Annotated in this window: 11 protein-coding genes; 6 read left to right on the top strand and 5 right to left on the bottom strand. The window is 66.6% G+C overall.

The annotated features are described in order from the left end of the window. Positions 1–30: 30 nt before the first annotated feature. Together B3349_RS17690 and B3349_RS17695 are read right to left on the bottom strand one after the other, a co-directional pair. Positions 31–1,851, bottom strand: coding sequence for a sensor domain-containing diguanylate cyclase (locus B3349_RS17690; RefSeq protein ID WP_291590700.1), 1,821 nt, complete (start codon positions 1,849–1,851; stop codon positions 31–33). A 2-nt stretch (positions 1,852–1,853) separates the two neighbouring features. Further along, positions 1,854–2,816: a delta(1)-pyrroline-2-carboxylate reductase family protein gene (locus B3349_RS17695; RefSeq protein ID WP_291590894.1), complete on the bottom strand. Its 963-nt coding sequence runs from the start codon at positions 2,814–2,816 to the stop codon at positions 1,854–1,856. Between the two features lie 203 nt (positions 2,817–3,019). Here B3349_RS17695 and B3349_RS17700 point away from each other — a divergent pair, with 203 nt between their 5' ends. The 3 genes from B3349_RS17700 (at position 3,020) to B3349_RS17710 (ending at position 5,852) form a co-directional block, all read left to right on the top strand. Beyond that, a complete protein-coding gene (locus B3349_RS17700; protein ID WP_291590701.1) occupies positions 3,020–3,250 on the top strand; it encodes a hypothetical protein in 231 nt (76 codons plus the stop codon). A gap of 56 nt (positions 3,251–3,306) precedes the next feature. Continuing rightward, entirely contained in the window at positions 3,307–4,188 is an 882-nt protein-coding gene (gene ypfJ / locus B3349_RS17705; protein WP_291590702.1) for a KPN_02809 family neutral zinc metallopeptidase, read from the top strand. Between the two features lie 182 nt (positions 4,189–4,370). Continuing rightward, positions 4,371–5,852, top strand: a complete 1,482-nt coding sequence (locus B3349_RS17710) for a DEAD/DEAH box helicase (RefSeq protein ID WP_291590704.1) — start codon at positions 4,371–4,373, stop codon at positions 5,850–5,852. A gap of 139 nt (positions 5,853–5,991) precedes the next feature. Here B3349_RS17710 and B3349_RS17715 read toward each other — a convergent pair whose 3' ends face one another. After that, entirely contained in the window at positions 5,992–6,837 is an 846-nt protein-coding gene (locus B3349_RS17715; RefSeq protein ID WP_291590706.1) for a symmetrical bis(5'-nucleosyl)-tetraphosphatase, read from the bottom strand. Positions 6,838–7,162: 325 nt separating this feature from the next. Between B3349_RS17715 and B3349_RS17720 the strand changes: the two genes are divergently transcribed. Both B3349_RS17720 and B3349_RS17725 read left to right on the top strand, forming a co-directional pair. Beyond that, positions 7,163–7,453 (top strand): H-NS histone family protein, encoded by a 291-nt coding sequence (locus B3349_RS17720; protein ID WP_280013674.1) that lies wholly within the window; start codon positions 7,163–7,165, stop codon positions 7,451–7,453. A 294-nt stretch (positions 7,454–7,747) separates the two neighbouring features. Next, a complete protein-coding gene (locus B3349_RS17725) occupies positions 7,748–8,956 on the top strand; it encodes an FAD-dependent monooxygenase (protein ID WP_283338320.1) in 1,209 nt (402 codons plus the stop codon). A 185-nt stretch (positions 8,957–9,141) separates the two neighbouring features. Here the strand turns inward: B3349_RS17725 and B3349_RS17730 are convergent, their stop codons facing one another. After that, positions 9,142–10,338, bottom strand: a complete 1,197-nt coding sequence (locus tag B3349_RS17730) for an MFS transporter (protein WP_291590896.1) — start codon at positions 10,336–10,338, stop codon at positions 9,142–9,144. Positions 10,339–10,537: 199 nt separating this feature from the next. Next, positions 10,538–11,422 carry a tryptophan 2,3-dioxygenase gene (gene kynA, locus B3349_RS17735; RefSeq protein ID WP_291590709.1) on the bottom strand — a complete coding sequence of 295 codons (885 nt, stop codon included), beginning with the start codon at positions 11,420–11,422 and terminating at the stop codon, positions 10,538–10,540. A gap of 131 nt (positions 11,423–11,553) precedes the next feature. Between kynA and B3349_RS17740 the strand changes: the two genes are divergently transcribed. Further along, positions 11,554–12,456 (top strand): methylated-DNA--[protein]-cysteine S-methyltransferase, encoded by a 903-nt coding sequence (locus tag B3349_RS17740; protein WP_291590711.1) that lies wholly within the window; start codon positions 11,554–11,556, stop codon positions 12,454–12,456. The last annotated feature ends 44 nt before the right edge of the window (positions 12,457–12,500 follow it).

The following is a 12,500-nucleotide window of genomic DNA, read 5'->3' on the forward strand; positions in this document are numbered from 1 at the left end:
GGTGCCTGCAGCGGGGTGGCCTGGTCTGCATCAGGGGATGTAGTGCACCAGGTTGCGTCCGGCATTCTTGGACTGGTAGAGCGCATCGTCGCTGCGGCGCAGCAAGGCGGTGTCGTTGTCTTCTGTGCCGTTCTGCAGCGTGGGGCGCAGCGCGGTGATGCCGGCGCTCAAGGTGAGCCGTCCCACCAGCGGCCACTGGTGCTGTTCGATGGCCGCCAGGATCTCGCGCGCAATGCGCTGGGCGGCTTCGGGTGGGGTGTCGGGCAGCAGCACCACAAATTCCTCGCCCCCAAAGCGGGCGATCACGTCCGAATCACGCAGCCGGCTGCGCAGCTGGTTGGCCACGCTTTTGAGCACCAGATCGCCGACTTCATGGCCATAGTTGTCGTTGACCTGCTTGAAATGGTCGATATCCAGCGTCGCCAGGCACAGCGGGCGGCCGCTGCGGCGGGCCAGCGCCATTGCAAACTGCACCTGGGCATCAAAGCCGCGGCGGTTGAGCAGACCCGTCAGGGGGTCGGTACTGGCCTGGCGGTCCAGTTCGCGGTTGGCGTCATACAGTTCCTGCGTACGCATTTGCACCTCATGCTCCATGGATTCGTTTGCGGCCAGCAGACGCTGTGTCATGGCGTTGAAGGACTGCGACAGCAGCTGGACTTCGCGGTTGCTCTGCAGCTCGGGAATGGGCACCTGGCGTTCACCGGCGTCGATGCGGCGTGCGGTGTAGGCCAGGGTGTTGAGCTCGCGCACCATGCGGCGGGCCAGCCACCACACCAGCCAGGTGGCCACGATGGCGGCCAGCAGACCCGCTCCCATCACGTACAGCATCTGCTGCTGGGCATCGGCGTAGGCGCTGGCCACGGGCTGGCGCGCCACCACGTACCAGCCCAGGTCGCTGGGGGCGTTGCGAGCCGGCAGCTGGGCCACGGCGGTCAGAAAATCGTGGCTCTGGTCGTTCCAGCGCACCACGCTGGCCTGGACACGGGGCTGGCGATGGTCGGCCTGCAGCTGTTCCGGCCGCAGCGGCAGGGTCTGGTCGACGGCGATGAACGGCGACAGCTTGCCGCCCGGGGCAAAGATCAGCTTGCCCTGGCGGTCGAAGATGAACAGCGAGATCTGGTCCTCACGCGAGAACGTGGGCAGCAGCTCCTGGACCATCTCGCGCGCCCAGTCCCAGCTGGTGTGCATGCCCAGCACGCCAATCAACTGACCGTCCACCCGGATGGGCGCCGAGAAATCCACCAGCCGCAGCGGCTCGCCCGAGGCGCTGGGTGGCAGCAGCGGCGCCAGCAGCTTGGCGGGCACCACATCGGACACGTAAGGGCCGGAAGCCCCTGCGGTGAACCAGGTGTTGTCGCTGATATTGCGGCCCACCAGCTGGTTGCCGGTGGCGTGCACCACCGTGCCCTTGGGATCGGCAACGCCCACCCAGACGCAGTAGGGGCGGGTCAGCCGGATGCGGGCGAACAGGGCATTGACCTCGGCGGAGCTCAGGCCATTGCGCCACAGGTCGGGAGAGTGGGCCAGCGCCTGCACCAGCCGGCTGTGATCGAACAAGGCATCGGACAGCTGCTTGGCGGCGCTGCTGGACACCACCTGCAAGGCCGCGCCGGCTTCGCGCTGCATGCGGCTCTTGAGCAGTTCACCGAAGGCGAATGACAGCATCAGCACCAGGGCGGCCGTCAGACCGCCAAACACCCAGGCCAACTGCGTCCGCAGGCTGCGCTTGCGCGAGGCCGGTGCCTGGGCGGGCGGGGCCGGCGGCTGCGAACGCGGCGCAAACGGTCCCGCGGGCGGCGCCGTGCCTGCCGGAGGGGTGGTGACCGGAGGTGCCCAATCCGTCTCTTGCATGTTCATGGCTCCTGGAGGGGAGGATCATCGTTGGCGTGCAATGGCTGGCGGTGCAAGCGGGCCGCCAGGCGCGCCGCAGCCAGGTCCCAGCCGCCCCAGCCGCAGCTCTTGAACAGCACCGGCCCGGCGGGGCGGGACTGTTGCCGCGCCAGACTCTGGGCCAGCGTGGGAAAGCTTTGCACATCCAGGCCCGCCTGCAGCAGGTCGCCGGCTTCGTGCACGGCTTCGGCGGTGTCCACAAGCACCTGACCGTGCCGGGCGATGTGCTGGCACAGGCTGGGGGCCAGTTCCACCATCTGCGGCGTGAAGGCGCCCACGGCGGCAATGAAGGCGTCGGGCCGGGGGGCGTGCTGCAGCACCACCGCCTGGGCATTGGTGCAAGTGACGATATTGGGGCAGTGGGCGGCAGCCTGGGCCAGGTCGGTGGCGGCATAGGCCTGCAGGCCCAGTGCATGGGCATGGTCCAGCAGGTGGCGCACGCTGTCCAGGCTGCGCGATGCCACCCAGACTTCGCGCGTGCCGGCGCCGGCCGCAAAGGCCTCCAGATGGGACTTGCCCTGAACGCCCGCGCCAATGATGAGCAGCGGACCGCCGGGGTTGGGAGCATGGTGCTGGGCGGCCAGCAGCGAGACGGCCGCGGTGCGCCGGGCGGTGACGGTGGGTCCGTCGATGATCAGCTGGCGCTGGCCGGTGGCAATGTCAAAAATCGTCACATCACCCTGGATGGTGGGGCGTGCCGTTGCAGCATTGGCGGGGGTGAAGGTGATGAGCTTGGTCATCGCCACCTGCGCATCACTGGCCGGCATGCAAAACAGGCTGCCGCCCTGCGGCAAAGGCATCACAATGCGGGGCGGCACCTGCACGCTACTGTCTTGCAGCACGGCTTCCAGTTCGGCAGCCAGGGCTTGCCAGGGCAGCAGTGCCTCGGTGGCCTGCGGGGTGAACAGTCCTTGCATGGCGTGCATGGCAGGGGTGGCGGTAGGGGGCAACACAGACATCACTTGCATGTGGCTTTATACCGTGGGCTTTTGCGATGGGCTAGGTGGTCTGTCCGGGCCTTGTGTCAAGGTGTGGCGTGTTCTCCTACAAAGCCTGGCGCTAAAGTGAGTTCGCACTCTCGCCGTGGCTGCGTAGCATCCAGCGCTTATGGTTTTGTGGGCATCTACATATGGAATCTGGTCAGGAAAAAGGAAGTGCTCACCGTACGGCGGCACGCTGGCAATGGGCGGTGGTGGGCGTGGGCATCGCCGCCATTGCGCTCCTGCTGTGGACCTTTGTCGGGATGCTGGACGATCACATGAGCCAGTCCCGGGAAATGAGCCGCAATGCCCAGTGGCATGTGCACGCCCCGGTCGAAGGCGCCCAGGCGGCGGTGTTGCTGCAAGGCGGCGAACCCTGAGCAGCCGTGCCGGCGCGACTTCATAATGGCGCCCCACAGCGCATCAGGAGCAGACCATGAAGTGGGAAGGTAACCGCGAGTCGGACAACGTTGAGGACCGCCGCTCGGACGGCGGCGGTGGGGGTGGCCCCATCTTCGGTGGCCGCAGCATCGGCATCGGCACCATCGTGGTGGCCCTGGTGGGCGGCTGGGTGCTGGGCATCAACCCGCTGACGATCCTGAGCCTGCTCAGCGGCGGTGGTGGCGGCGGACAGGTCGTGCAGCAGCAGTCGCCTGCACAGGCGCCGCCGGCCCATGACACCATGGCCCGTTTCGTCTCGACCGTACTGGCAGATACCGAAGACGTGTGGACCGACATCTTTCGCCAGGGCGGCAGCCAGTACCGGGACCCCAAGCTGGTGCTGTTCCGGGGCGCTGTGGGCACGGCCTGCGGCACCGGCCAGTCGGCTATGGGGCCGTTCTACTGCCCGGGCGACCAGAAGGTCTATATCGATCTGTCCTTCTACGACCAGCTCAAGAACCAGCTGGGCGCCCCCGGCGACTTCGCCCAGGCCTATGTGATCGCCCATGAGGTCGGTCACCATGTGCAGAACCTGCTGGGCATCAGTGGCAAGGTCGACGAGATGCGCGGCCGCGTCAGCAAGGTGGAATACAACCGGCTGTCCGTGAAGCTGGAGCTGCAGGCCGACTGCCTGGCCGGCGTCTGGGCCCACCATGCCCAGAATGCACGCCAGATCCTGGAGCAGGGTGATGTGGAAGAAGCCATGAATGCCGCCGCCAGGATCGGTGACGACGCGCTGCAGCGCGCCCAGACGGGCCAGGTGGTGCCGGACAGCTTCACCCACGGCACCAGTGCCCAGCGCCAGCGCTGGTTCATGACCGGGCTGAAGAGCGGTAGCGTCAATTCCTGCGACACCTTCTCGGCTGCATCGCTGTAACTGGCACGCAGCAGGCGCAGGTGTTGGCATGGCGCCACATCTGCGCTATCAAATTCTGCGTGGGGTGTACGCCCACCCGCTCTTTGTGGGGGTGGCGGGCAGGGCGGGTGACCGCTGTCGCAGTCCGGATTTGTAGAGCGCCAACAGCTGTCAATGCGGGCAGTGCGACAATAGCGGTATTCATGACAAGTTCTTTTTCCTCTCTCCTCTTGGCGGAGCCTCTGGCACGCGCTGTGGCCGAAATGGGCTACGAGTCGATGACCCCCATCCAGGCGCAGGCGATCCCCGTGGTCCTGACCGGCAAGGATGTGATGGGTGCAGCCCAGACCGGCACCGGCAAGACAGCGGCTTTTTCGCTGCCTCTGCTGCAGCGGCTGATGCGCCATGAGAACAGCTCGGCATCGCCCGCGCGCCACCCCGTGCGGGCTCTGGTGCTGCTGCCCACGCGCGAGCTGGCCGACCAGGTGGCCCAGCAGATTGCGCTGTACGCCAAGCACACCAAGCTGCGCAGCACCGTGGTGTTCGGCGGCATGGACATGAAGCCCCAGACCCTGGAGCTGAAGAAGGGGGTGGAAGTCCTGGTGGCCACGCCGGGGCGCCTGCTGGACCACATCGAAGCCAAGAACGCCGTGCTCAACCAGGTGGAATACGTGGTGCTGGACGAGGCCGACCGCATGCTCGACATCGGTTTCCTGCCCGATCTGCAGCGCATCCTGTCGCACCTGCCCAAGAGCCGCACCACCTTGCTGTTCTCCGCCACGTTCTCGCCCGAGATCAAGCGTCTGGCCGGCAGCTACCTGCAGGACCCGGTGACCATCGAAGTGGCCCGCCCCAACGAGACTGCTTCCACTGTGGAGCAGCGTTTCTACAGCGCCAACGACGACGACAAGCGCCGCACCATCTGTGCCGTGCTCAAGGACCGTGGCATCCGCCAGGCCTTTGTGTTTTCCAACAGCAAGCTGGGTTGTGCCCGTCTGACCCGCGCGCTGGAGCGTGACGGTCTGCGCGCCGCCGCCCTGCACGGCGACAAGAGCCAGGACGAACGGCTGAAGGCGCTGGAAGCCTTCAAGGCCGGTGAAGTGGACCTGCTGGTGTGCACCGACGTGGCGGCGCGCGGCCTGGACATCAAGGATGTGCCTGCGGTGTTCAACTACGACGTGCCGTTCAACGCCGAAGACTATGTGCACCGCATTGGCCGTACCGGCCGTGCCGGCGCCTCCGGCCTGGCGGTGACCCTGGTGTCCAATTCGGACGGCAAGCTGGTGAGCGATATCGAGAAGCTCATCAAGAAGAAGATCGACGTGGAAAGCTATCCGCTGCCGTCGTTCCAGCGCCGCGACCGCAGTGAGCGCGACCACGGCAGCCGTGAAGGCCGGTCGGAGCACAGCCGGGACCAGGGCCGCAGCCGCCGCCACGAAGAAGGCGATGCCGGTTACGGCTCGGCCCATTCCGCCGGCTACCGCCCGGTGGGTCGGGGCATGGCGCGTCCGCTGCGCGCAGCCCCGTCCGATCCCTTCTTCGACAAGCCCTATGAGGCTCCTGCCGCAGCGGCAGCGCCTGCCGCCTGGGATGCAGCTTCCGCACCCGTGACACCGGGCCGCAGCGCCAGTATCCGCACCAAGCGCAAGGTGGCGGCGCTGTTCAAGCCCGCGGGCAGTTTCTGATGCCGCAGGGCGTTGGAGGCCACTCCAACCCCTTCACTCAGTGAATACGCCTGCAGAGCCCTTCGCGCACTGCACCAAGCCAGCAATCCTGCTGGCTTTTCTCATGGCGGCAGGCTGCCTGTGATGTCTGGGCAGCCGGTCAGCCAGGGCGCTGGGCCTGCTCGCAATCGATCTGGATCAGCTCGCGCGCCTGCAGATCATCCTCCACGCGCACGGCGGTCAGCTGTCCTCCCCAGACGCAGCCGGTATCCAAGGCCATCAGCTGCGGCTGGTTGATCAGGCCCAGCGTGGACCAGTGGCCAAAGGCCACCACATGCTGCGCCGTCTGGCGGGCAGGGCAGGTGAACCAGGGGACAAGGCCTTCGGGCGCCTGCGCGGCCGATTCGGCGCTCTCGAAGTCCATGCGGCCTTCGGGCGTGCAAAAGCGGATGCGGGTCAGGGTATTGACGATGGCGCGCAGGCGGTCGGTGCCGGTCAGGGCGTCGTCCCACTGATCGGGCAGGTTGCCATACATCTGCTGCAGAAAGTCCGGCAGCGCCGGACTGGTCAGCACATGCTGCACCTCGGCGGACAGGGCCAGTGTCTGCGCCAGTGTCCAGCTGGGCTGCACGCCGGCGTGCACCATCAGCACCTGCCGGCCTTGCGCATCGGTCCAGCTGCGGGCCAGCGGCTGCTGGCGCAGCCAGTCCAGCAGGGCGGCACGGTCGGGCGCCTCCAGCACGCTGGCCAGGGTGTCGCGGCGCGATGATTTGCGCATGCCGTGGGCGGCGGCCAGCAGGTGCAGGTCGTGGTTGCCCAGCACGGGCTGCACGGCGTCGCCCCAGGCCATGCACTGGCGCAGCACGCCGGCGGAGTCGGGACCCCGGTTGACCAGGTCACCCAGCAGGTACAGGGTATCGCGGCTGGGCGAGAACTCCACCTGCTGCAGCAGGTTCAGGAAGGCGCTGTGACATCCCTGGATGTCGCCAATGAAATAACGGGCCAATGCAAACTCCGAAAAAATCGATTCCCTGCGTGCCGGCAGACGCAGCGGTCGTCCGGGACAAGGCATTTGGCTGCGATTATCGGTGCACAGCCCATACCCCGGCATGGGCATTGCGAGGGCAGTTCCGATATGCCAGCAACGGAAATCAACTTGCAAGTCGCTTTGTCGGTACCATTTCTCGGAAAATCCAGGTGTTACATTTCTCCCGCAATATGGCTGCACAGAATTTTTATAATATGCACTTGTGGATACTGCGTACCCACAAAAAAAACCAGATTGCGTATTTGTTTTTATAATCCTCCCAATTATTGAAAGGATGCAATCCATGACCTCTTACAAAGAGCTACTGCAGCAGCGCGAACAGCTGGAACAGAAGATTCAAGAAGCACGCAAGAGCGAACTGAGCGACGCAGTTGCCAAGGTGCGCGCGCTGGTGGCCGAATATGGCCTGAGCGCTGACGATGTGTTTCCGCCCGCCAAAGCCAGCCGTGGCGCAGGCCAAGGTGGCAAAGTGGCTCCGAAGTACCGCAACCCTGAAACCGGCCAGACCTGGACCGGCCGTGGCAAGGCGCCCAAGTGGATTGAAAACCAGGATCGCGAAAAGTTCGCTATCTAAGCCTTTATGGCAGACAACAGCCCGCTTTCAGCGGGCTTTGTTTTTGGTGGGCTTGAATGTGCTGCGTCGCAGCGGTATTGCGGCCAACCGCTGCTGCGGATAAGCCTGTCCGGTATGAGCGGGCCTTATGCCAGGCCCGCAAAGCGCGGAAACAACATATTCCATTTCGGCCAGTGGTAATGCCAGGGTTTCGCCGTATGGCGATTTCAGGGACAGAATCAACGGACTGCGTTGCATCAATTTCTGCGCAGTTCCAGCCAATCACCGCCCCAGTCCGGCGGACAATAGTCAGCCATGAGAAAACAGGTCTTGATTGCGGGGGGCGGTATTGGCGGCTTGGCGGCTGCACTGGCCAGCTCCCATGCCGGTTGGGATGTGCGCCTGTTCGAGCGCGCGCCTTTGTTCAGTGAAGTCGGTGCCGGTGTGCAGCTGGGACCCAATGTGGTGCGCCGGCTCCAGGCCTGGGGCCTGCAGCGCGCCCTGGTGGATGTCGCGGCCATTCCTGCGCGATTGCGGGTGCGCAGTGCCTTGAGTGGTGCCGAGCTGGCCTGCATGCCGTTGGGCGCTGCCATGGTGGAGCGCTACGGTGCCAACTACCTGTCCATCCACCGCGCCGATCTGCACGGGTTGCTGCTGCAGGCCGTGGGCGAGCGTGCCGAGATGCACATCAACGCCGGCCAGGCGGTGGAGTCCGTGGTGCAGACCCCCCAGGTGGTGACCATCACCACTTCCGCCCGCAAGACCGTGGAGGGCGATGCACTGATCGCGGCCGACGGCGTCTGGAGCCGGCTGCGCGCCCAGTTGCTCAACGACGGGAAGGCGCAGCCTACCGGTCACCTGGCCTACCGCGCGGTGGTGCCCCAGGCCCAGCTGCCGGCCGCCATGCGCAGCGACGGCGTGACCACCTGGCTAGGCCCGCACATGCACGTGGTGCAGTACCCGCTGCGCCGTGGCGAGCTGATGAACATCGTGGCGATCATCGAAGGCCCGGCGCCGGCCGACATGGAGACCTGGGACCATGCCGCCAATGCGGTCGATCTGGAAGCCGCATTGGCCCGCTATTGCACGCCGCTGCAGGACCTGATCCGCGCCGTGCCCGCTGCGGGCACGCAGTGGCGGCTGTGGCCGCTGTCCGACCGCGACCCGCTGTCCAGCGCCGACCAGATGGCCCAGGGCCTGGTGGGCCTGCTGGGCGACGCCGCCCATCCCATGCGCCCCTATCTTGCCCAGGGGGCTGGCATGGCCATCGAAGACGCGGCCGAGTTGCAGCGTGCCCTGGCCATGGACGATCTGGACGTGCGCCTGCGCCTGCGCCGCTACGCGCTCAACCGCTGGCAGCGCGCTGCCCGGGTCCAGGCCCGTTCGCGCCGCAACGGCCGCATCTTCCACGCCAGCGGCCCCATGCGCTGGGGGCGCGATCTCTCGCTCAGGCTGCTGGGCGCACGCATCATGGACCTGCCCTGGCTGTACCGCGGGGATGGTTCCAGCGCCACCACGCTGTAGCGGAACGCGTCACCAGCTCACCCAGCCGCAGGGAACACCGTTGCTGCGCAGCCGCCCCCAGCGCCGCACGGTCGCGGGAGAGAACTGTTTTGCGGCGGTGGTGTGGAAACCATTCCAGTGCGTGCCGTCCAGCGTGGGGCGCTGTCTGCAGGGCGCGCAGGCGCCCGGTGCGTACGGCCCCCGGCTCAGGCCTTGCTGGTCTGCAGCAGCGGCGAGCTGGGCAGAAAACGGAAGGCTGTGGATGCCGCAGCCAGCATGGCGGCAATGCTGAACATGACCGCCTGATAGGGCTCGATGCCGCGCCCCTCGGCCCAGGCCGCGACGATGCCGGTGAGCCACTGCATCAGTGCCACACCCAGAAACATGGCCATGGTAAACAGCGACAGTGCGCGGCCGGTCAGCTCCGGAGGGTAGGAAGAGCGCACATCCGCGTACTGCAGGATGCTGTAGCCCGAGACCAGCCCCATCAGCAGGATCAGCGCCACATTGGCGGCGGCGTGGTGCAAAAAGGCCATCAGCAGAAACAGCGCCGCCATCAGCAGCGAGAAATTGTTCAGCCAGCGGCGGCGGCGGGTCGGCCCGGGGTCCATGCGGCCGAACATGGCCGGGGTGAACAGCGAGATCAGCGACACCAGCAGCGCCACGTTGCCGCTTTCCACCAGGGAAAACTGGTAGCGCCCGATGAGCATGGGCCCCAGCCACAGTCCGCGCAAGGTCAGAAAAGCCGCGTAGCAGCTCATGCCCAGAATCAGGATGCCCACGGTGTGCGGCAGCTGGAACAGCGCACCCATGCGGCGGAAGGCCTGGCCCCTGCTTTCACGCGTCTGCTGCGTGGTGTGGGCGGAAGCCGGTTCATGCACGCGCCAGGCAATCAGCAGCCACGACAGCAGCGACAGCACGGCCAGCAGCCCGAAGCCGGTGCGCCAGCCCCAGTGCTGCACCACCCAGGCCAGCGGTGTGCCGGTGAACAGCAGGCCCAGGCCCCCCACGCCCATGCCCAGGCCGGAGAAGAAGGCAAAACGCTCGCTGGGAAAGTGGCGCGAGATGAACACCGTGCTCGCCAGAAACACCGGCGCACAGCCCACCCCTATCAGCAACTGTCCCAGCATCAGCCAGCCATAGCTGGGGGCCAGCGCTGACAGCGCTGCGCCGACCACGGCCAGCGGAAACGACAGCAGCACCGTGCGGCGCAGGCCGTACACATCCATGCCGATGCCCATCAGCAGCTGGGCCACCCCGAAAGACAGGCCGAACAGCCCGGCGAAGGCGCCCAGCGACTGGGAAGAAATACCGAAATCCGCCTGCAGTCCCGTGGCGATGATGGCGGTGACGGTGCGGTAGGCCTGGCTCAGCGCAAAGGCCGACAGCAGGGACACCAGCATCACCCACAGGCACTGGTCGGGGGCAGGACGGGGGGCGGGCGAGTGCGCAGGGGATGCGCTAGAGGCGGTATCGGCAGGCACGGGTGGGGAGTCTCCTGGGGCGCAAGCCTAGCGAAATCCGCGCCTGCGTGCTGTCGCGCACAGGCGAAAAACGAGTGCGGCAGGCCGCATGGGCCGCGGCGCTGCCGGCCCGCCCTGCTCACAGCTCGGTGCGCAGGCTCCAGATTTCGGGGAACAGCACCACATCCAGCATCTTTTTCAGATAACTCACACCGCCGGTGCCGCCCGTGCCGCGCTTGAAGCCGATCACGCGTTCCACCGTGGTCAGGTGGCGAAAACGCCACAGACGGAAGGCATCTTCGATATCGGCCAGCTTTTCGCCCAGCTGGTACAGGTCCCAGTGCTGCTGCGGGTTGCGGTAGACGGTCAGCCAGGCCTGCTTCACGCCTTCGCTGGCTTCGTAAGGCTGGGTCCAGTCGCGCTGCAGCCGGTCGGCCGGCACCTCCAGGCCTTCGCGTGCCAGCAGCTGCAGGGCCACGTCGTACAGCGAAGGTGCCTGGTAGGCGGCCTGCACCTGTTCCAGCAGATCGCTGCGGTGGGCATGGGGCTGCAGCATGGCGGCATTCTTGTTGCCCAGTGAAAACTCGATGCTGCGGTACTGGTAGCTCTGAAAACCGCTGGAATTGGCCAGGTAGGGGCGCATGGCCGTGTATTCCGGCGGCGTCATGGTCGAGAGCACGGTCCAGGCGTTGACCAGCTGCTCCATGATGCGGCTCACGCGGGCCAGCATCTTGAAGGCCTCGGGCCGGGTGTCGGCCTGCGAACTGGCCAGCGCGGCGATGGCGGCCCGCAGCTCGTGCAGCATCAGTTTCATCCACAGCTCGCTGGTCTGGTGCTGGACGATGAACAGCATTTCATCGTGGGCGGGCGACAGGGGTTTCTGTGCCGTGAGGATCTGGTCCAGCTGCAGGTAGTCGCCGTAGCTCATGTCCCGGCTGAAATCCAGCTGGGCTTTTTCTTCGTGGACGATGGAGGCCGGGCGGCCGCTGCCGTGCATCGGGCAGCCGGAGGATTCGGTGGTCATGGGGCAGTCGCAGTCGTGGGCAATCGGCAAAACAGCGCGCAGCGTAACCGAAAGCGCAGCCTGCAAGAATGTGGAGGCGGGATGGCGCGCCACGCTTTAGAGTGCAGCCATCCCCCGGAAAACCTGTTGCCATGTCTGCCATCCGCCCTGCCGCCGTCCCTTCCGCTGCTGCCAGCGACACCGCTGCCCTGGTGGCGCGCTGCTGCCGCTGGCTGGAAGGCGAGGCCCCGCCTGCGCTGCCCGCACTCGCCCAGCGCGTGGGGCTGAGCCCCTGGCAGTTGCACCGCCTGTTCAAGCAGGCCACGGGGTTGACGCCCAAGGCCTATGCCAAGGCCTACCGCACCCAGGCCGTGCAGGCCGCGCTGCAGCCCGGCCAGTCCCGCTCGGTCACCGATGCGGTCTACGGCAGCGGCTATGCGGCCAGCAGCAGCTTCTACAAGGATGCGCCCCGCATGCTGGGCATGGCGCCGGGGGCTTTCCGCGCCGGTGGCGCGCGCCAGACCATCCGTTTTGCCGTGGGCGAATGTTCGCTGGGCAGCCTGCTGGTGGCCGCCACCGAGCGCGGCGTGTGCTGCGTGCAGCTTGGCAACGATGCCGAGGCCCTGGTGCGTGCGCTGCAGGACCGGTTTCCCCAGGCGGAACTGGTCGGGGGGGATGCGGCCTTTGAAGCCACCATGGCCCAGGTGGCGGCGCTGGTGGAGCGGCCGGCACAGGGGCTGGATCTGCCGCTGGATGTGCAGGGCACGGCCTTCCAGCAGCGTGTGTGGCAGGCGCTGCGCGCCATTCCGGCGGGAGACACGGTCAGCTACACCGAGCTGGCACTGCGCATCGGTCAACCCAGCGCCACCCGCGCCGTGGCAGGGGCCTGCGCCGCCAATCCGGTGGCGGTGGCCATTCCCTGCCACCGCGTGGTGCGCAATGATGGCAGCATCTCCGGCTACCGCTGGGGCGTGGAGCGCAAGCGCGCACTGCTGCTGCGCGAAGCGGCCCAGGCCGGGCACGACGTGCGTGTCGCCTTGCCCGGATTGTTCTGAACCTTTTCCAGAAACGCAGCCGCCTGCGAGCCGGGCTGCCACAC

Source organism: Comamonas sp. UBA7528 (assembly GCF_002479375.1).
Taxonomy (GTDB): domain Bacteria; phylum Pseudomonadota; class Gammaproteobacteria; order Burkholderiales; family Burkholderiaceae_C; genus Comamonas.